Here is a 19,699-nt window from a genome sequence, read left to right as displayed (position 1 = left end):
GCTTCTAATGGTTGGCAAGATCGAAACAAGAGCTAATCAGGCTTTTCAAGGCCGGACATTTGCGCCAGTTGCCCGGTACAGAAGGAATTTCTATGACTCAAAGCTATATTTTGACACTGACCGCCGCCGATCGGGTCGGGATTGTTGCGGCGGTGGCGGGCATGCTGGCGGACAATGACGGCTTCATCCTGGACAGCCAGCAATATGCCGATCTGGAACAGAACCGGTTTTTCATGCGGGTCGAATTCCAGGATGCCGGCAATGATTTTCCTGCCAGTCTGGCGGAACTCAGAACCCGATTTGCGGCGATCGGCGCTGAATATGATCTCGACTGGGAGATCAACAGCAGTGACCAGAAGCCAAATATCATCATCGCCGTTTCCAGAGGGAGCCACTGTCTCAACGACCTGCTCCATCGCTGGAAGACCGGCGGCTTGCCCGTGAACATTGCCGGCGTCGTCAGTAATCACGACAATTTGCGGAAACTGACCGAATGGCATGAAGTGCCGTTCCACCATCTGCCCGTCGCAGCCGACAATCGCGCCGACCAGGAACAGGCGATATTGGCCATCATGGAGCGCGAGCAGGCGGGCTATCTGATTCTGGCCCGCTATATGCAGATATTATCCGACAAGATGAGCAAAACGCTCGCCGGACGCTGCATCAACATCCATCACAGTTTCCTGCCAGGTTTCAAGGGCGCCAGGCCCTATCATCGGGCCCACGAACGCGGCGTCAAACTGATCGGGGCCACCGCCCATTTTGTCAGCCCCGATCTCGACGAAGGCCCGATTATCGAACAGGCGGTCGAACGAGTTGATCACCGTGCAAGCGTCGAAGACATGATCCGGATCGGGCGCGATATTGAAGCCCAGGTGCTTGCCAAGGCGATAAAATGGGCGGGCGAGCGCCGTATATTGCTGAATGGCAACCGGACCGTGGTGTTCCGCTAGGATTGCGGCGACTCAATCGGCGGCTCGTCCAGAACCAGCTCCGATGGCCGCAATATCGTGAGCGAAGCGGGCGCACCGCTGCCTTCCTCGCGCGCGCTGATATCGACCTGGATGAAGCGCTGATCCTCGGTCAGCTTTGCCTCCTGTGCCCACTGCCATTGCCAGCCGCCATTCTCAGCCGCTCCGCTTTGCTCACCGAGCGCGGGCGGGCGTGGATCGGTCAGGATTTCGACCGCCCGGTTGCGGACAACCGATTGCGCGACCACGCGCAGTTCCAGTTCGGCAGCATTGTTTGTCGTAAACGCCTGCAGTCGGATCAAGGCGAGGGCGGCAAGACTGAACACCGACAGCGCGACCAGCATCTCGATCAGCGTGAAGCCGCGCTCGCCGGACTTGGCGGAAGAGCTTCTTCCGAATATCCTCATGGCGCCGCTCCGGCCAGCTGCACATCGCCCATCGGCGCAATCAGGATACGGCGGCTTTGCGCCTCGCCCTGCAGGACCAGTTCGGCCTGGTCGCTGGGCAGGCCGGTGCTTTCAAAGCTGATCATCATCGGTCCGGCATCTCCGGTTTCTGCGGTCACGCCGTTTGACCAGTTGGTCGAAACAAAGGGCTTGTCCTCGATCACCGACCAGCTGCCCTTGCGCCTTTCCAAGAAGCTGTAACCGGAGGGTGTGATCTGCACCGCCATCGGCCTGGATTGCAGGATCGCATTGTCGCGCAGCGCAGCGGTGCGCGCGGCAAAGCGCTGGGCGTCTTCCTCCAGCGCGCTGCTGCCACCGGGAAAGGAAAAGACGACAACCGACGCCATCAGCCCGATGATCAGCAGCACGACCATCAGCTCCACCAGCGTGAAACCCGATGCATTCGCGCTTGCGGTTGGCATTTTCTTTCGGATCATTATCGTTCATTTAGCGAGTTGGGACGAGCGAGTCTTGCAGAATCCATCGGCCCCTGCAATGACAGGAGCATAAGAAAAGAAACGCCGGGCAAGGAAATATTCTATGGCAGACGTCGCTCTCTACGAGAAAAATGACCGCATCGTTACAATCACGCTGAACAAGCCGGAAACCCGCAACGCATTGTCGAAAGATCTGTGCGAAGCGCTGGTCAACGCGATCAACAAGGCGGATGCTGACCCCGGGGTTAGCTGCGTCGTACTGGCTGCCAACGGCAAGAGCTTCTCCTCCGGCGGCAATCTGCACGAGATCAAGGCGATGACCGCCGAGCAGAACATGACTCCGCTGGAAATCGAGAATTGGTACAAGACCGGCATCCAGCGCATCCCGCTGGCCTTTTCCGAAATCTCGGTGCCGGTGATCGCCGCGGTCAACGGTCATGCGATTGGTGCGGGCAATGACCTGACCACCATGTGCGATATCCGCATCGCCGGTGAAGACGCGATCTTCGCCGAAAGCTTCCTGCGGGTTGGTATCATCCCCGGCGACGGCGGCGCCTGGCTGCTGCCGCGAATCATCGGTCAGGCCCGGGCCAACCAGATGCTGTTCACCGGCGAATTCATCGATGCGCAAAAGGCGCTGGATTATGGTCTGGTGTCGGAAGTGGTCGCCAACGACAAGCTGCGCGAGCGGGCCTATGAACTGGCTGAAATGGTTGTCGCCCTGCCGCCGCTGGCGATCCGCAAGACCAAGGAACTGGTGCGCACGGCGCAAAGCGTGACGCTGAAGGAAAATCTCGATCAGGCGGCGCTGTTCCAGGGCGTGCTGCAGCAGCTTGACGATCATCGCGAAGCGATCGACGCCATACTCGAAAAGCGCAAGCCGGTGTTCAAGGGCGCGTGATTGCTCGAGAGATTCTCTCCCGCGTAGGCGGGAGAGAATCTCCTGACGGTGCCTAGAGGAAATTTTGGGAGATGGGCCCCTGCCTTCGCAGGGGAACAAAGAGGAGGGTTAGAATGAACAAGACCGCCATGTTGATCGCAGCCCTTGTATCGGCGGCACCAATACAAGCCGGCCCTCCCGAAGGCGTCGCGACCGAAGCGACCAAGGCCGCCAATGCGCAAGTGGCAGCCGAACTGCCCATTGCCGACCAGACCGATTTCGAAAATGCCAATCGCGGCTTTCTCGCCAGGATCGGCGAGGACAAAATTCACAACGAGGATGGCTCCGTTGCCTGGGATGCCAGCCAGTTCGACTTCATTCAGGGCACTGCCCCGGACACCGTCAACCCCTCGCTCTGGCGGCAGGCAAAGCTCAACAGCGTCCACGGCCTGTTCGAAGTCGTCCCCGGCATCTATCAGATTCGCGGCTATGATCTGGCGCAGATGACGCTGATCGCTGGCAAGACCGGCTGGATCGTCGTCGATCCGCTGACCACCCCGGCTCCGGCGAAAGCCGGTCTGGCGCTGGCCAACAAGACGCTCGGCGACCGGCCAGTCGTAGCCGTGATCTTTACCCACAGCCACGGCGACCATTTCGGCGGCGTTGCTGGGGTCGCTTCGCTCAAGGATATCCAGTCGGGCCAGATACAGGTCATTGCGCCGCACGGCTTTCTCGCCGAATCCGTTGGCGAAAGCGTGATCGCCGGAACCGCCATGAACCGGCGGGTGCAGTTTCAATTCGGCACCGCCTTGCCGGTTGGCAAGGCCGGCCATGTCGGTGGCGGGCTGGGGCAGAAATTGTCGAGCGGCGATGTGTCGCTGGTGCCGCCAACCCGGTCGATCAGCAAGGATGGCGAGACGCTGACCGTCGATGGCACCACCTTCGATTTCATGGACGCCAGCGAAACCGAAGCTCCGGCCGAGCTGGTTTTCTATCTGCCGCAATTCAAGGCCCTGCACACCGCCGAAGTCGCGACCCGTACCTTCCACAATGTCCTGACACCACGCGGCGCTCTGGTCCGCGACACGCTGAAATGGAGCAAGGTGATCGACGCGATGCTCGCCAGATATGGCGCGCAATCCGACGTCATGCTGGCCTCCCACCACTGGCCGACATGGGGCAGCGACAATGTCCAGACCGCGCTGAAAAACCAGCGCGGCATCTATCGCTATGTCCATGACCAGACGATGCGGCAAGCCAATCAGGGCGCAACCATGCACGAGATTGCCGAAAATATCGGCGAGCCGGATTTCGCCAGGAGCGATTTTGGCGTCCGCGATTATTACGGCACGCTCAATCATAACAGCAAGGCGGTCTATCAGCGTTATTTTGGCTGGTGGGATGCGGTGCCGGCCCATTATCACGAGCTGCCGCCGGTTGAGGCCTCGAAAAAATATGTCGCGGCGATGGGCGGTGCCGACAAGGCGCTGGCGGTCGGCGAGAAAGCGTTTGAAGCCGGAGATTACCGCTGGGCCGCAACGGTTTTCAACCATCTGGTGTTCGCCGGTCCCGCCGATGAAACGGCCAAGAAATGGCTGGCCTCGACATACGAGCAGCTTGGTTTCCAGTCCGAGGCCGGGACATGGCGAAACATTTATCTGGTTGGCGCCAAAGAGCTTCGCGAGGGTAACAACACCAAAGACAGCATTTCCACGGCCAACGCAAAGGTGCTCAGCAACATCCCTGCGGTCGATCTGTTTGACGCCATGGCGACACGATTCAATCCTACCAAGATGCAGGGCGACGGCGGTGTCCTCCGCTTCTGGTTCCCCGACCGCAAGGAAGCGGTCAGCATTGATCTCGGCACGAGCGTGATGTTCCCGCGCAAGGAGGATTATGCGATCACTGCCGTCGGGTCGGATGTGCAGATCACCATCAGCCGGGCGGAGTTTAGCAAGCTGCTGATGCGGGAAACCAGTCCGATGGAGCTGATCCGGGACAAGCGGATGACCATCAGCGGGAATGATGCACTAATGGCCACCATGTTTCTAGCGCTCGACGAGGTAAACCCGCAATTCGATATCGTGACGCCGTGACCCCTCCCCCATCCGTTCCTCCTGAGCCTGTCGAAGGACGCTTGCCAAGAGGCTTCCGCAAGCTCAGCACCAACGGGTTCCACTTGATAAGGATTGCCCATGCAAAGATTTAACTTTCCCGTCATCCATCCCGATCCGGCGCTCGAAGCGTTGCGCGGTGAATTGCAGGCATTTCTCAAGGAAGAACGCGATGCGGGCAATTTCAAACCCGAACCGGAATGCTGGATGGCCTCCGCCGATCCCGAATTCTCGAAAAAGATGGGCAAGCGCGGCTGGATCGGGCTGACCTGGCCCGGCCAATATGGCGGTCAGGACAAGGGCGCGCTCGAACGCTATATCGTGACCGAGGAAACGTTGCGCGCGGGCGCTCCGGTTGCCGCGCACTGGATCGCCGACCGCCAGCACGCGCCGATGCTGCTGGCCCATGGCACCGAGGAGCAGAAGCTGGACATCCTGCCGCGCATCGCTGCCGGCGAATGCTATTTTGCCATCGGCCTCAGCGAACCCGGCGCCGGATCGGATCTTGCCAATGTCAAGACCAAGGCGGAGAAAGTCGCTGACGGCTGGAAGATCAATGGCCAGAAAATCTGGTCCTCCGGTGCCCATATCTCGCATTATATGGTGGCTTTGCTGCGGACCTCGCCGGCCGATGGCCGCAACCGCCATGTCGGCCTGTCACAGATCATGATCGACCTCACCCTGCCCGGCGTCACCATCAAGCCGATCGTCGACCTGTCGGGCGACGCCCATTTCAACGAAGTCTATTTCGAGGATGTGATCGTCCCCGACGACTGCCTGCTCGGCGACGAGGGCGGCGGCTGGGCGCAGGTAACCGGCGAATTGGCCATGGAACGGTCCGGGCCGGAACGGTTCCTGTCCAGCTATATCACGCTGGAAACCGCATTGTGGCAGCTCAGCGGCAAAATGGGATCGGATTCGCAGGCGCGGTTGGGCAAGCTGATTGCCAATCTCCGGACGCTTCGCGGGATGTCCTGGGCGATCGCCAATCTGCTCAACCAGGGCGTGTCGCCGGAAACCGAGGCAGCGCTGGTCAAGGATCTCGGCAACCGGCTCGAAAATGATCTGACCCAGCAGGTGCGCGCGATGCTCAACGACCTGCCGTCCGAAGACTGGAGTCCGGAGATGCGGCGAATACTCAATATCGGGGTGCTGCGCTCTCCACCCAATACCTTGCGCGGCGGCACGACGGAAGTGATGCGCGGGATTATTGCCCGCCAGTTGGGACTACGCTGATGATAAACACCGAAGGCATGGTCGCCGAAACGGCCACGAAAATCTACACTGACCTTTGCAGCCGTGAAGTGCCGCACCGGGCCGAGGCGGGGGAATATCCGCAGGCCTTGTGGGATGCGCTTACCGAAAATGGCCTGCCGCTCGCCTGGGTCAGCGAATCCAATGGCGGCTTTGGCGCCGATTTTGACGAGGTGTTTGGCGCGATCTGGGCTTCGGCACAGGCTGCTTCGCCGGTGCCCTTCGCCGAGACGCTGATCGCCAACTGGATGCTCGACCGGGCCGGTCTCGCTCCCGCCGATGGCAGCGCCAGCTTCGCGCTCAGCGGCCATACGCCGAGTGCCGACATTCCCTTTGGCATGCACGCCGACAAGATCGTCCTGTTCGACGCCGCTCATCACGAGATAGCCCTGTTCGACAATCGGGAAGCGGTCCGTTCGGCTGAAGAAGCTTTGTCACCCGACGGCATGACCCAATTTGTCTTTTCAGGCCATCTGGCAGAGCAATCGGCAAAAACCGACCTATCCCGGCGCGCCTTCGAAGCGCTGATCCTGACCGTTCGCGCGGTGCAAATGGCCGCCACCATGGAAACCGCCCTGAACCTGTCGATCGAATATGTCTCGCAGCGCGAACAATTCGGTCGTCCGCTGTCCAAATTTCAGGCGATCCAGCACCAGCTGGCGCTAGCTGCGTCCGAATGCGCCGCCGCAACCATGGCCGCGACCCAGGCCGCCAGCGCCTTCGCCCGTAACGCCGATGATCCGGAAAAGGCATGGCACGAGGCAGTGATAGCCAAGGTTCAGATCGGCCATAGCGTGGAAACCGTCACCGTGCCTTTCCATCAGGTCCACGGCGCGATGGGCTATACCCAGGAATATGATCTGCACCATTATACCCGTCGGCTCTGGGCCTGGCGCGACGCGCTCGGCAACGAACATCACTGGTCGAAACAACTGGGCGCAGAACTTGCCCTGACGACGCCGGACCAGATCTGGAAAGGCGTGACAACAGGCGACTGGACGGGTGACAAATCGGTTGCTAGTTAATCGCGCGATTAAATGATTCCCGGATGGAGCAACAAGCTTCCAATCCTTCCATGAACAGGAGCATATCCCAATGAAAACACGCATCACAGAGCTTTTCGGCATCGAGCATCCGATCATCCAGGGCGGCATGCATTATGTCGGGTTTGCCGAACTGGCTGCTGCGGTGTCGAACGCCGGCGGACTTGGGATCATTACCGCATTGACCCAGCCTTCTGCTGCGGCCCTGGCCGATGAAATCGCCAAATGCCGCGATATGACCGACAAGCCGTTCGGCGTGAACCTGACCTTCCTGCCGGTGGTCAATTCCCCGGACTATGAAGGCATGGTCAAGGCGATCATCGACGGCGGCGTCAAGGTCGTCGAAACCGCCGGCAACAATCCGGTGCAGGTGCTGCCGGCGCTGCACGACGCCGGCATCAAGGTGATCCACAAATGCACCGCCGTCCGCCACGCACTGAAAGCCCAGAGCATCGGCTGTGATGCAGTATCGGTCGACGGCTTCGAATGCGGTGGCCATCCCGGCGAAGACGATATCCCGAACATGATCCTGCTGCTCCGCGCCGCCGACGAACTGGATATTCCCTTCGTATCCTCCGGCGGTCAGGCCGACGGCCGCAGCCTGGTCGCCTCGCTGGCGATGGGTGCCGAGGGCATGAACATGGGTACCCGCTTCATCGCCACCCAGGAAGCGCCGGTGCATCAGAATGTGAAGGACGCGATTGTCGCTGCCAGCGAACTCGATACCCGGCTGGTCATGCGCCCGCTGCGCAATACCGAACGGGTGCTGACCAACCCGGCGGTCGAACGGCTTCTGGAAATCGAAAAGGAAAAAGGCGCGGACCTGCAATTTTCCGACGTCATCGAACAGGTCGCAGGCGTCTATCCCAAGATCATGCTGGAAGGCACGATGGATGCCGGCGCATGGAGCTGCGGCATGGTTGCAGGCCTGATCAACGACATCCCGACCTGCAAGGAACTGATCGACCGGATCATGGTGGAGGCGGACCAGATCATCAATCAGCGGCTCAAGGGCTTTATGGCTGGCTGAAATATCGATGCGGGCTGAAGATTGACTATTGGCGAATTTCATCTACCTTCCACCCATCAAGCAGACCCGGGGCATCCAAAACATGGCAGAACCATTCTACATACGCGCGAAACGCGTTGTTTCGGCGGGAATAGAAACCGCCCTCGATCAGGCAGAACGGGCAAGCGGCACCAGCCTGATGCGGGAAGCAATACGCGAAGTGGACCGGGCTATGGACAAGGTTCGCCGAGAGCATGGTGATGCGTTGGATCGCCAGAGTGAGGCTGCGGGCCAGCAGAAACTATCGGCGAAACGCGCGGAAGAATGGGGTGGTAAGATCATTTTTACCCTGGAAAAGGGCCGCGAGGATCTGGCGGAAGCTGCGATCATGCAACAGATCGATTTTGAAGCCAAGATCAAGCATTTCAAGAATCTGGAAGCATCCGCCAAGACGGATGTCAGCCGCTTGGACCGCTTGTTGGAAGATCTCGCTGCCCGCAAATCGACCTTGCAGGCGGAACTGGCGGCATTTGAAAAGATGATGAACGAAAACCAAGCCGCCAGCGACGAACAGACCGAATTGGACGCGAGCGTCGAACGGAAGATCGAACGTGCCGAAGCAACATTTGGTCGGACCATGGAAATGGTCGGCGGCGTGACGGGAAACACAACACAGGCAGCCGAAATTACAAAGTTACAGCGAAATACGGAAGTTGCAGAAAGGCTGGCAGCCCTGAAGAAGTCAATGAAGTCCAAGGGCGGCAAAACCAAATAGGCAATATTCATTTGGTAGAGTCACGGCTCCCGAAACCGGAGTTCCAGGAGCCGTTCGCGCCAAATTTTTGCGCTAGATTTACCGATAGATCGCGTTGCCGATGACCGCTCCGATAATGCCGCTGGTGACCGCGATCAGCACCGCATCATTGCCGGATCGCACCCACTGGTGGCCGCGGGGCGCATTGGATAGCCGGTAAGCGCGAGGATTGTTGATCACCTGATAATTGCTCGCATAGCGCCGGTCAAACCGCTGGCCCTTGGCCCAATGTCTTTGCGAGACATTGCTATAGCGCTGACCATTGTAGCGATTGTGCTGGACATTATAGCGGCCGCGCTGGTTGTTTTTCTTTATCGTGGTTTTCGTAACCGTGCGCTGGCCGTTCCGCTGCGTCACGGTCTTTTGAACCACGCGCTTGCCGTTGTTATTTTTCACTTTCTTCTCGACCATCCTGTGCTGGGCAGCCTGCGCCTGAGCGGTAACCATCGGTGATACCGCCATCGTCGTGACTGCCAAAGCGATCAGAAACTTTTTCATGTTCAATTCCCTTTTCTATCTGGCGCCAACTGCGGCGTCACAAACAGAAATAGGGGGAAGCTGTCGCAGGCGTTTGTCAGATTCGAGGTTTTTTGTACTAGAGTGTCGCAGGAACAGGATCTGGTTCATCTGGCGATCAGCTAGCGGCTGATCATTCCCCCCAAAGAGCCAGTACCGCCCGCAGCGCCGTCACCAGCGCCAGTGGTTGATCCAGCATCAGATGATGCTCGGCTTCAGGAATAGCGATCATCGGAATATGGCTGCCGCCCAGTTCGCGGAGATAGGCCGCACTGTCGTCATCGAAGAGCTTGCTATTCTCGCCATAGACGATCGCCAGCCGATGCGGCAGATCAACGATGCGTTGCGCCGTTTGCCCCCATTTCACCATGTCATTTTCATTGCGATGGAAAACCATCGGATCAAATTTCCAAGACCAGCCCTGTTGTTCACCATCATTGACGCGACGCAACGAATGATAGGCCATATATTCAAACAGGAACGGCTGCTGCACCGGTTGCGGCGGCGACAGCACAAAGCGGGCATGGGCCGATTCATAGTCGGGATAGACTTTATTGGCCCGATCCGACCGACCGGAACCCGGCGGTCCGCCACCATTTTCAAAATGCGCCGCCAGCCTTTCCGGTCGCATGACCATCAGATCACAGATGATCAGCCCGCCAAAGCGCTCTCCCGCCATCTCCATCGCGCTCAGGGCCACACCGGAACCAAAACTATGGGCAATGATCCTTGGTTTCACCGCACCGGAGAACAGGTCCAGCGCCTCGGCTAAGGCAACCATATCGCCGGCCCGCTTGTCGCCATCGCAATCGGCGATCATTTCGCTCTCGCCCATGCCAGCCAGATCATAAGCGATGATGTCATGGTCGGCGGCCATAAAGGGAGCGATAAAGGCGAAGCAGCGCGCGTGGGCCAGAAAGCCGTGTGTCATCAGCAAAGGCGGCTTGCCGCGTGTACCCCAGCGGAAATAATGAACCCTGGCGCCGCCGACCTCGACAAAGGCCTCTTCGCGCGGCATCGCCATCGCCTCGGCAAACCATGCCGGCAGATCCTGATCGCCAGCCCAGATATCGACGATATCCGGGCTGGCCGTTTTCTTGCTATCACTCATGGACGAGATTATTTCCCCTGCCAGTTCGGCTTGCGCTTCTCGGCAAAGGCGATCGAGCCTTCCTGCGCGTCCTGAGAGGTGAAGACCGGCCCGGTGATTTCCGCCTGCTTTTTCCAGGCTTCTTCGCTAGTCCAGTCATAGCTTTCGTTGATGATTTTCTTGGTCGCCTTGAGCGCCAGCGGGCCGTTGGCCGCGATCGTGGTCGCCAGTTCGATCGCCGCATCCAGAGCTGCACCTTCGGTAAGTCGATTGACAAAACCCACTTCATAGGCGCGCTGGGCGGAAAAGAAATCGCCGGTCAGGGCCCATTCCATGGCAATCCGCTTGCCGACCAGCTGCTGCAGCTTGATCACGCCGCCAGCGGCGGCCACCAAGCTGCGCTTGGCTTCAGGAATTCCGAATTTGGCGTTGACATTGGCGACGCACAAATCGCACGCCAAGGCCAGTTCCAGACCGCCAGCCAGGGCATAGCCTTCGACCGCGGCGATCAGTGGCTTTTCCGGACCCTTTTCGGTAATACCGCCAAAGCCATAGCCTTTTACCGACGGAGTCTCGCCGCGCAAAAAACCCTTCAGATCCATGCCGGAACAGAAGGTCCCGCCTGCACCGGTGATGATCCCGGCATTGAGACTGTCGTCATTGTCAAGCTGCTCCATCGCCGCGCGAATACCTTCCGCTGCCGCCTTGGTCATCGCATTTTTGGCGTCGGGCCGATTGATGGTGACGATGATAAAACCATCGCGAATTTCGGTAAGTACTTCAGACATTTTCTTTCTCCATTTTTTCTTAAATTTGTGCCCCGGCGAAGGCCGGGGTCCATCTCCTGAAATTGCGTAGATCTGCAATGGCAAGAGATGGGCTCCTGCCTCCGCAGGAGCACCGTTCACTCAATCCTTAATCAAACAGCAATCCTGCCAGCTTCGACCTTTGGTAGGCCGCATCACCAATCAGGGCACCTGCCAAAATCGCCTTCCGCCGGTGCAATTGTGCGTCGCAATCATGAGTAAAGCCAAAGCCGCCGTGGAATTGAATCGCCCGGTCCGCCGCGGTAGAATAACTGGAATGCGACTGGGCCGCCGCCATCCGTACGGCCACCTCGCCGCGACCCTGTTCGCCCCAGCTATGCGCCGCGCTATAGAGATGCGTGCGGGCCTTTTCATATTCGACATAATTGTTGACGGTCGGATGCTTCAGCGCCTGATAGCTGCCGATAATCTTGCCGAACTGCTTGCGCGTCTTGAGATATTCGAGCGTATAATCGATCACCGCCTGCGCGCCGCCGGTCATTTCGGCGGCGTGGATAAGACCTGCAGCCAGCTCGATCTTCTCCAGTGTTTCACGGGTCCGCGATGCATCGAACAGCGCGTCGGCCGACAGGGTCACACCGTCGAGACTGACTTCATAGCTGCGCGCGGTTTCGTCTATCACCGTTTCGCGGCGCAAAGCACCGTCCCCGAGTTGCGAACGCTCGATCAGGGCAAAGCGGACCGCCCCGTCCATCTTCACCGAAGCGATGATCAGCTCGGCGCTGTCGGCCCAGAGCACCAGCTGTTTCTTGCCAGACAGTGTCACCATGCCGTTGCTCTCGGTCGCCGTGGCCTCGACATTGGCCAGATCCCAGTCGCCATTGGCTTCGCGCAGCGCGAGCGTCGCCGCTGTACCCCCGGCAATTTGTGGTAGCCATTGAGCCTGCTGCGCTTCGCTGCCACCGGCGAGCAGCGCCTGCGCCGCCAGCGTGGTCGATCCGAACGGTGTGCTCATCAGATTGCGGCCCATCTGCTCGGCAATCGGCACGACTTCGGCCATCGACAGGCCGACACCGTCATGCGCTTCCGGTATCGCGATCGCCAGCCAGCCGAGCTCGCCGATCTCTTTCCAGATGCCCGGATCATAGCCAAGATCGTCGTCGATCAGTCCGCGTACCTTGTCGATCGGACTTTTGTCGCGACAGAAGTTCGTCGCCACGTCCATCAGTTCGATCTGCTCTTCGGTCGTCCCGATTGTGCCTAGATTATCCATATATTCCCTCAATTGCAAAACTGTCGGCTTAAACCCGTTAGTGGTGAGCCTGTCGAACCCAGCCTCTCGGCCGAGAAGCACCCTTCGACAAGCTCAGGGCTAACGGCCAGCCTGATCATTATTCTATCTTGTTTTCGGCAATCCCAGTGCGTGCTCCGCAACGATATTGCGCTGAATTTCGGAGGTGCCGCCGCCAATCGTCGCCGAGAAGCTGTTGAGATAGCTGCGATGCCAATAGCCATCATCGACCGCATTTTCGTCCCCAACATAATAGCCCGCCTTGGTGCCCTGGAAGGCCAGCGAGAATTCGGTCAGTTCGCGGATCAGTTCGGTTCGCGCCAGCTTGTTCATCAGCGGCAGGCCCATCGGCCGGTCCTGCATCAGCTGCGGCATCCGGCGACGGGTGTTGTTGAGATTGAGCGCCTGGATGTCGATCATATATTGCGTCATCTTGTCGCGCATCACCGGGTCGTCGAGCAGCGGTTTGCCATTGCGGACCGAGTTTTTCGCCAGCTCGACGATTTCCATCACGTCGAGTTCCTTGACGAAAAAGCCGCCGACCGGCTTGACCTTGGCACCGCGTTCATATTCCAGCGTCTTCATCGCCATCGACCAGCCATTGCCTTCGCCCCCGAACAGGCAGTCGGCGGAAATGCGGGCATCGGTGAAGAAAGTCTGGACGAAGCCATATTCGCCGGTCAGTTTCTTGATCCGGCTGGTGGTGATGCCGTCGATCTTCATCGGATTGAGGAAGAAGCTGAGACCGGCATATTTATTGGGTGCATCGAAATCGGTCCGTGCCAGCAGGATCATATATTTGGCGCGATCGCCCAGCGAGGTCCATATCTTGGAGCCGTTGAGGACATATTCGTCGCCGTCCTTCACGGCCTTCAGCTGCGCATTGCCGAGATCCGATCCATTTTCCGGTTCGGAAAAGCCCTGGCACCAGATATCTTCGGCGCTGAGCATCGGCTTGATATATTTCTGCTTCTGTTCCTCGCTACCGAGATCCAGAATCAGCGGCCCGGCCCAGCCATTGCCAATTGCATTGAGCATGATCGGCGCGTCATATTTCTTCATCGCCCGGGTAGCCGCGCGCTGATATTCGCTGTGCAGGCCGCCGCCGCCATATTCCTTTGGCCAGCTGGCGCCGAGATAGCCGGCTTCATAAACCTTGCGCTGCCAGTCGCGCAGAAAATCGAACTGCTGGTCGGTCGAGACTTCCATGAAGGTCAGCGGCAGCATGAAGCCGGGATCGCGGACGGTATTCTCCTTGAACCAGGCATCCGCCTGCTCGGCATAGTCCTTGAGTTCGGTTGCACTCGGTTTGTCGGCCATAGGTCTTGCTCCAGAAATCTTATCAATAGGGCCAGTGGCACGGTCCCGCTGGCTGCGATATTGCTTGAATCAATAGTGGGTTAATTGAACGATTAAATTGCATAAAGCAATGGCCGGGACCTGCAAAATTGACCCTGGGGAGAGAAATATGATCGATCGGAATTTTAGCGGGCAAAAACATGTCATGTGCCGGGCCTGTCACGCCCATTGCGGCCTGATTGTCGATTTCGAGGACGGCGTCCCGGTCAAGACCCACGGCGACAAGGATAATCCCGAATTCGAAGGCTATAGCTGCATCAAGGGACGGCAGCTCGCCAATTATCACAGCTTCGATACACGGCTGCTGACCAGCTACAGCGGCATGAAACAGGGTGAGAAACAGCCGGTGTCCTGGCGCGATGCCGCACGCGACATCGCCAGACGCCTGGAGCGGATCATCGATGAGCATGGCCCCGATGCGGTCGCCTCCTATGTCGGCACGTTTGGCTATAATAATGTCAATGCCCACGCCTTCATGCTGGCGCTGATGGACGCAATCGGGTCAACATCAGTTTATGACAGCGTCACCATCGACCAGCCGGGCAAGGGCATTGCCCGCGCCCTGATCGGTCCGTGGCTCGCCGGTGCGCCGCGGGTCGGCGACTGGGACGGGCTGATGCTGATCGGCACCAATCCGGTGGTGTCGATGAACGGCGGCCTCGGCATGAACCCGGCGAAAAAACTCCATGACGCCAAGAAGCGCGGCATGCAGCTGATCGTGATCGACCCGCGGGTAACCGACAGCGCCCGCCAAGCCGATATTCACCTGCAATGCCGCCCCGGCCAGGACCCGATCCTGCTCGGTGCAATCGCAAAAATCGTCATCAACGAAAAACTCTACGACAAGGATTTTGTCGCTGGTGATGTCGACGGTTTCGAAGCACTCAAGAAAGCGGTGCAGCCGTTTGACGCGGGTCCGGCGGCCGACCGCGCCGGCGTCGCGGCAGAGGATATCGTCCGCGCGGCACGCATGTATGGCAGCTGGAAAAAGGCCAGCATCAGCGGTGGCACCGGCACCAATATGTCGGGTGGCGGCAATATCACCGAATATCTCAACCTCGCCCTGACCTCGATCATGGGCCACTGGCTGCGCGAAGGCGATCTCAACCGCCGGACGGGCGTCTTCACCAAGCCCGCCCCACCGATTGCGGCGACACCCGGGCCGATTGCCGCCTGGGGCTTCGGCCGCAAATTGCACAGCCGCGATCTCGAGCAGAGCATTTCCGGCATGCCGACCGCCGCCCTGCCCGACGAGATATTGACGCCGGGCGACAAGCAGGTGAAGGCGCTGATCTGTCTCGGCGGCAATCCGATGCTCGCCTGGCCCGACCAGTTGAAGACGTTCGAGGCGATGAAATCACTCGATCTGCTCGTCTGCATCGATCCGCGCATGTCGAAGACCGCCGAGCTGGCCGATTATGTGATCGCGCCCAAGCTGCATTATGAAGTGCACGGCAATACGGCGGCACCGGAAGTCTATGGAGGCTTTGGTGCAGGCTGGGGTTTCGAGAATAATTATGCCCAGGCCAGCCTCCCGATCATGGAAGTGCCGGAGGGTTCGGATCTGTGCGAGGAATATCAGTTCATCCACGCGCTTGCGTCGGAGATGGACAAGACGATCAAGGTCAAATCCTGGGCGCTGCTCGCCCATCCCGACGAGCGGGAGGAAAAGGCCACGTTGATACCGCCCGGCGAGACCCCCGATCCGATCAGCGCCTGGAGCGCTTCGATGAACGGCTGCCCGGCAGACATCGCCCAACTATATGAAGATGAAGAGGTGCAGAAGGGCAAGATCGTCGAAGCGCAGGCCCTGTTCGTACAGCCGAAGCCGGTGGGCTGGGAAGGCAAGCTGTCGGTCGGCAATGCCGCGATGATGGAAGAATTGGAGGCATATGCGGCCAAGCTTGGAAAACCGGTGGAGGATGATGGCTTCCCGTTCCGGATGATCGGGCGGCGGATGACCGAGATCCACAACAGCAATTGGCACGAGGATCCGGTTCAGCGCAAGCGCGTGCCGCACCATCCCGCCTTCATGAACCCGGTCGATATGGAAGCGCTCGGCCTCACCGAGGACCAGCCGGTCGAGCTTGAATCGGCCCGCGCCTTCATCAGCTGCGTTGCCAAGGCGGACGCGACCGTGCGCGCCGGCTGTGTCTCGACCCCGCACAGCTGGGGCACCAATCCGGACGAGAAAGAAGACCCATTGGGAGAAGGCGGCAACACCGGAAGGCTGTCCTACAACGACCGCGACTTCGACAAGCGCACCGGCATCCCGCTGATGAGTGCGATTCCCATTCGGGTGCGCGCGAATCAGTCAGCCGTGCTGGAGGCGGCGGAGTAGATTTCACCCTCTCCCTATGGGAGAGGCAACGAAGACTTAGCCACCGGGCTTAGTCGTAGTCGGTGAGGGGTTGACCCCTCAAGGGTAAAAACCCCTCACCGAGTTCCACAAGCCAGACAAGCTGGCAAGTTTCACTTGCCTCTCCCTATGGGAGAGAAAAAAAACCGGAGAAAAAGCCATGACCAATCCGCTGTTCGACCTTACTGGCGATGTCGCCGTCATCACCGGCGCTGGCCGCGGGATCGGCGAAGGCATGGCCAGGATACTCGCCGATGCCGGCTGCAATGTCGTCTGCGCCTCGCGCAGCATCGACCAGATCAGCCGTGTCGCCGACGAGATCAACGCCAGCAACAGCAGCGGCCGGGCGATCGCCCACGCCGCCGATGTCACCAGCGCCGAGGATATGGATGCGCTAGCCCAGCGCGCGGTCGACGAATTTGGCAGGCTCGATATCTGGGTCAACAATGCCGGCGGCTCGCTGGTCTCGGCACCGCTGACCGAACTGGACCAGGCGGAGTGGGACAAGACGCTTGCGACCAACCTGACCTCGGTCTTCCACGGCGTCCGCGCCGCCTGCAAGCATTTCGGCGAAGGCAGCCGCATCGTCAACACCTCGTCTTTGGCGGCGGAGGAACCGTTCCCCGGCAGCGGCCATTACAGCGCTGCCAAGGCGGGAGTGCTGATGCTTACCAAAACGCTTGCCTATGAACTCGGTCCCAAGACCCGGGTCAACGCGATCCTGCCGGGCTTTGTTCCGACCGAGACGGTCAAGCAGGCGCTGAGCATGAGCGACGAGGATTTCATCGGCTTCGAGGACAAGCTTGGCCTGCCCGCTGGGCGGCTGGGAACGCCCACGGACATCGGCGCGCTGACTCTCTATCTGTGCGCCCCGGCCTCGGCCTGGATGACCGGACAATGTATCAGACTGGCAGGAAAGCCTTGATCCTGCAGGCGGCAGCCGGCATCACTGATCGAGCACGATCCGATAGCGCGCATCGCCGCTCTCCAGATGCGCCAGTGCCTCGTTGATCTGATCGAACGGAAAATGCTCGGTGACCACCTTGATGTCATGACGCGCGCAAAATTCCAGCATATCGGCAATGCTGTGCGGACTGCCGACCAGCGAGGAAGACAGCGACAATTGCGAAAACATCAGCGGCATCAGCTGCAGTTCTGCGGGCACCGCCTGCACCCCTAGAAAATGCAACCGGCCTTTGGGTTTCAGCATCGCAATGATCAGATTCCAGTCCAGCGCCACATCCACCGTGCTCAATATCACGTCGAAGCTTCCGGCTGCGGCAGCGAGGGCATCGGGATCGCGCGAATTGATCACCGCATGCGCGCCCAGAGCGATGGCTTCGTCATTTTTTGAACCGCTCGAGGTCAGGGCGGTGACATGGCAGCCCCAGGCTTTGCCAAATTGCAACGCCAGATGCCCGAGCCCGCCGATGCCCAGAACGGCGATCCGCGCGGTCGGCTTGATGTCAAATTTCACAAATGGATTGAAGACGGTGATGCCCGCACAGAATAGCGGGCCAGCGTCCCGCGAAGCGAGATCGTCCGGCAGCTTGATGACGCTCACCCCCGATGCGCGCACGATATCGGCAAAAGCACCATGACGGCCTGCCGAAACAGTGGATTGCCGGGATTCGCAGAGATTATGGTCACCATCCAGACATTGCCGGCAGGTCATGCAATAATAGGAATGGCCGCCCAGACCGACGCGATCACCAATTTTGACATGGGTCACTTCCGAACCGATCTCGATCACGGTCCCGATGGCTTCGTGCCCGCCGACAAAGGGGAATTCGGTGATGCCCCATGCATTGTCGCGCAAGCTGACGTCGGTATGGCAAAGCCCGCAATGTTCGACCTGAATGTCTATATCATTGGATTGCAGCGGCCCGAGTTCATATTCAAACGGGGCCAATGCGCCGCCGGCTTCTTTGGCGGCAAAAGCGTTTACAATTCGCATAACGGGTCTCTCCATGGCTCGCGGTGGATGATATCATCTTCTGACTGCCAAGGTCGCATATCTTCACTGCGGCGAACACTGTCATATCAATGCAGTCCACCTGTCTTGCTGATCACAATATAATGCTCTCGGGATAGCGGGGCCGGCAAAGAAAAAGGGCCCCGGAAATGATCCGGAGCCCTTTGTTCAGAATATGAGACTGTGGGCCTAGCCAACCACGATCATCACCAGCGAGGTCGCGATCAGCGCCGGCGTTTCGATGCCGTCAATCTCGACCACAACATTATAGGTCAGCAGCCAGCGGCCCGGCTGTTTCTCGACCGCATCGACCAATGTATGACGTCCGCGCACCTTCGATCCGGCGCGCACCGGGTTGAGGAAGCGGACCTTGTCGAAGCCGTAGTTGATCCCCATCACCGTGCCTTCGAGACCCAATGTGGTGCCATAGGAAAGCTTCGGCAGCAACGAGAGCGTGAGCAGACCATGAGCGATCGTGCCGCCAAAGGGTGTCGCCTTGGCTTTTTCCTCGTCGATATGGATGAACTGATGATCCTCGGTGCAATCGGCAAATTTGTTGATCCGGTCCTGACCGACTTCAACCCAGTCGGACACGCCGACCTCCTTGCCCTTCCAGCTTTCGAGTTCGCTTGGTTTGATTACTGGCATATTTCTTCTCCTAAATTGCTTGGGAATTTCCGTTAGTGGTGAGCTCGTCGAACCACGTCTCCCGTCTGGGGGCGCCCTACGACAGGCCCAGGGCTAACGGAAATTCAATGCTCCGCTCTTGCTCAGCCCTTCATGACTTCCTGCATCCGGCGGAAGAATTTTCCGCCCTGACCGCCGCCATTGGCATATTCCTGCATGCCGGTTTCGTCGAGAATCTGGTCGATATTTTCGGCAATCGATTCGGCGCTGCGCTTCTCGACCGGCAACCAGACGCCCTCTGTCTCGAAAATTTTCGCCGCTGCATAGCCGCCGGCCCCTGCCGTCAGGATCGTTTTCGATGGTGCGCCATCGCTGCACAGATAGACAACAGCCGGGGTTACGGCTTCCGGCACCAGAGCCTTCAGGGCTGCTTCCGGCATGATATCTTCGGTCATCCGCGTCGCCGCCACGGGCGAGATGCAATTGGTGTGAATGCCCTTGCCGGCACCTTCCTGATGCAGGCTGTTCATCATGCCCACCACAGCCATTTTAGCCGCGCCATAATTGACCTGGCCGAAATTGCCGTACAGGCCCGTGGAGGACGTGGTCATCACGATCCGGCCATATTGCCGCTCGCGCATATGATCCCAGACCGCCTTGGTGCAATTGGCGCTGCCGGTCAGATGGACATCCATGACAAACTGGAAATCTTCCATCGTCATTTTGTGAAAACTCTTGTCGCGCAGC

At 59.1% G+C, this 19,699-nt stretch carries 19 protein-coding genes; 9 read left to right on the top strand and 10 right to left on the bottom strand.

The window, feature by feature from the left end:
• Nucleotides 1–92: 92 nt before the first annotated feature.
• Complete coding sequence (gene purU / locus ACEW8J_RS03915; protein WP_373490328.1) at nucleotides 93–953, top strand: formyltetrahydrofolate deformylase; 861 nt, start codon at nucleotides 93–95, stop codon at nucleotides 951–953.
• Here the strand turns inward: purU and gspI are convergent.
• Both gspI and gspH read right to left on the bottom strand, forming a co-directional pair.
• Nucleotides 950–1,378, bottom strand: a complete 429-nt coding sequence (gene gspI / locus ACEW8J_RS03910; RefSeq protein WP_373490327.1) for a type II secretion system minor pseudopilin GspI — start codon at nucleotides 1,376–1,378, stop codon at nucleotides 950–952. The genes purU and gspI overlap by 4 nt on opposite strands.
• Nucleotides 1,375–1,854, bottom strand: coding sequence for a type II secretion system minor pseudopilin GspH (gspH, locus tag ACEW8J_RS03905; protein ID WP_373490326.1), 480 nt, complete (start codon nucleotides 1,852–1,854; stop codon nucleotides 1,375–1,377). Before gspH ends, gspI begins: the two co-directional genes overlap by 4 nt.
• Nucleotides 1,855–1,957: 103 nt before the next feature.
• On the opposite strand from gspH, the gene ACEW8J_RS03900 reads away from it, so the two are divergent.
• The 6 genes from ACEW8J_RS03900 (at nucleotide 1,958) to ACEW8J_RS03875 (ending at nucleotide 8,929) form a co-directional block, all read left to right on the top strand.
• The gene (locus tag ACEW8J_RS03900; RefSeq protein WP_373490325.1) at nucleotides 1,958–2,755 is read left to right on the top strand and encodes an enoyl-CoA hydratase-related protein; all 798 of its coding nucleotides are present in this window, start codon (nucleotides 1,958–1,960) and stop codon (nucleotides 2,753–2,755) included.
• A 113-nt stretch (nucleotides 2,756–2,868) separates the two neighbouring features.
• A complete protein-coding gene (locus ACEW8J_RS03895; protein ID WP_373490324.1) occupies nucleotides 2,869–4,830 on the top strand; it encodes an alkyl/aryl-sulfatase in 1,962 nt (653 codons plus the stop codon).
• A 99-nt stretch (nucleotides 4,831–4,929) separates the two neighbouring features.
• A complete protein-coding gene (locus tag ACEW8J_RS03890; RefSeq protein ID WP_373490323.1) occupies nucleotides 4,930–6,084 on the top strand; it encodes an acyl-CoA dehydrogenase family protein in 1,155 nt (384 codons plus the stop codon).
• Nucleotides 6,084–7,127 carry an acyl-CoA dehydrogenase family protein gene (locus tag ACEW8J_RS03885; protein WP_373490322.1) on the top strand — a complete coding sequence of 348 codons (1,044 nt, stop codon included), beginning with the start codon at nucleotides 6,084–6,086 and terminating at the stop codon, nucleotides 7,125–7,127. The genes ACEW8J_RS03890 and ACEW8J_RS03885 overlap by 1 nt, the downstream gene beginning before the upstream one ends.
• Nucleotides 7,128–7,197: 70 nt before the next feature.
• Nucleotides 7,198–8,175: an NAD(P)H-dependent flavin oxidoreductase gene (locus tag ACEW8J_RS03880; protein ID WP_373490321.1), complete on the top strand. Its 978-nt coding sequence runs from the start codon at nucleotides 7,198–7,200 to the stop codon at nucleotides 8,173–8,175.
• A gap of 28 nt (nucleotides 8,176–8,203) precedes the next feature.
• Nucleotides 8,204–8,929 carry a PspA/IM30 family protein gene (locus ACEW8J_RS03875; protein WP_373490320.1) on the top strand — a complete coding sequence of 242 codons (726 nt, stop codon included), beginning with the start codon at nucleotides 8,204–8,206 and terminating at the stop codon, nucleotides 8,927–8,929.
• A 78-nt stretch (nucleotides 8,930–9,007) separates the two neighbouring features.
• Here ACEW8J_RS03875 and ACEW8J_RS03870 read toward each other — a convergent pair whose 3' ends face one another.
• The 5 genes from ACEW8J_RS03870 to ACEW8J_RS03850 form a co-directional block, all read right to left on the bottom strand.
• The gene (locus tag ACEW8J_RS03870) at nucleotides 9,008–9,466 is read right to left on the bottom strand and encodes an RcnB family protein (RefSeq protein ID WP_373490319.1); all 459 of its coding nucleotides are present in this window, start codon (nucleotides 9,464–9,466) and stop codon (nucleotides 9,008–9,010) included.
• 151 nt (nucleotides 9,467–9,617) lie between these two features.
• Nucleotides 9,618–10,595 (bottom strand): alpha/beta fold hydrolase, encoded by a 978-nt coding sequence (locus ACEW8J_RS03865; protein WP_373490318.1) that lies wholly within the window; start codon nucleotides 10,593–10,595, stop codon nucleotides 9,618–9,620.
• A gap of 8 nt (nucleotides 10,596–10,603) precedes the next feature.
• Nucleotides 10,604–11,362 carry a crotonase/enoyl-CoA hydratase family protein gene (locus ACEW8J_RS03860; RefSeq protein WP_373490317.1) on the bottom strand — a complete coding sequence of 253 codons (759 nt, stop codon included), beginning with the start codon at nucleotides 11,360–11,362 and terminating at the stop codon, nucleotides 10,604–10,606.
• Between the two features lie 127 nt (nucleotides 11,363–11,489).
• The gene (locus tag ACEW8J_RS03855) at nucleotides 11,490–12,614 is read right to left on the bottom strand and encodes an acyl-CoA dehydrogenase family protein (protein ID WP_373490316.1); all 1,125 of its coding nucleotides are present in this window, start codon (nucleotides 12,612–12,614) and stop codon (nucleotides 11,490–11,492) included.
• Between the two features lie 123 nt (nucleotides 12,615–12,737).
• Nucleotides 12,738–13,952 carry an acyl-CoA dehydrogenase family protein gene (locus ACEW8J_RS03850; RefSeq protein WP_373490315.1) on the bottom strand — a complete coding sequence of 405 codons (1,215 nt, stop codon included), beginning with the start codon at nucleotides 13,950–13,952 and terminating at the stop codon, nucleotides 12,738–12,740.
• Between the two features lie 148 nt (nucleotides 13,953–14,100).
• Here ACEW8J_RS03850 and ACEW8J_RS03845 point away from each other — a divergent pair, with 148 nt between their 5' ends.
• Together ACEW8J_RS03845 and ACEW8J_RS03840 are read left to right on the top strand one after the other, a co-directional pair.
• On the top strand, nucleotides 14,101–16,332 hold the full coding sequence (locus tag ACEW8J_RS03845; RefSeq protein ID WP_373490314.1) for a molybdopterin-dependent oxidoreductase: 2,232 nt from the start codon (nucleotides 14,101–14,103) through the stop codon (nucleotides 16,330–16,332).
• A 178-nt stretch (nucleotides 16,333–16,510) separates the two neighbouring features.
• A complete protein-coding gene (locus tag ACEW8J_RS03840; protein ID WP_373490313.1) occupies nucleotides 16,511–17,275 on the top strand; it encodes an SDR family NAD(P)-dependent oxidoreductase in 765 nt (254 codons plus the stop codon).
• Between the two features lie 21 nt (nucleotides 17,276–17,296).
• On the opposite strand, the gene ACEW8J_RS03835 is transcribed toward ACEW8J_RS03840, so the two are convergent.
• The 3 genes from ACEW8J_RS03835 to ACEW8J_RS03825 form a co-directional block, all read right to left on the bottom strand.
• The gene (locus ACEW8J_RS03835; protein WP_373490312.1) at nucleotides 17,297–18,307 is read right to left on the bottom strand and encodes an NAD(P)-dependent alcohol dehydrogenase; all 1,011 of its coding nucleotides are present in this window, start codon (nucleotides 18,305–18,307) and stop codon (nucleotides 17,297–17,299) included.
• 207 nt (nucleotides 18,308–18,514) lie between these two features.
• The gene (locus ACEW8J_RS03830) at nucleotides 18,515–18,973 is read right to left on the bottom strand and encodes a MaoC family dehydratase (protein WP_335663841.1); all 459 of its coding nucleotides are present in this window, start codon (nucleotides 18,971–18,973) and stop codon (nucleotides 18,515–18,517) included.
• A 122-nt stretch (nucleotides 18,974–19,095) separates the two neighbouring features.
• A partial coding sequence (locus ACEW8J_RS03825; protein ID WP_373490311.1) for an SDR family NAD(P)-dependent oxidoreductase occupies nucleotides 19,096–19,699 on the bottom strand: 604 nt, incomplete at its 5' end.

This window comes from Parasphingorhabdus sp., from assembly GCF_041748495.1.
Classification (GTDB): Bacteria; Pseudomonadota; Alphaproteobacteria; order Sphingomonadales; family Sphingomonadaceae; genus Parasphingorhabdus.
Note: the sequence above shows the minus strand (reverse complement) of the source record. Positions and strands in the feature narration are given on the sequence as shown.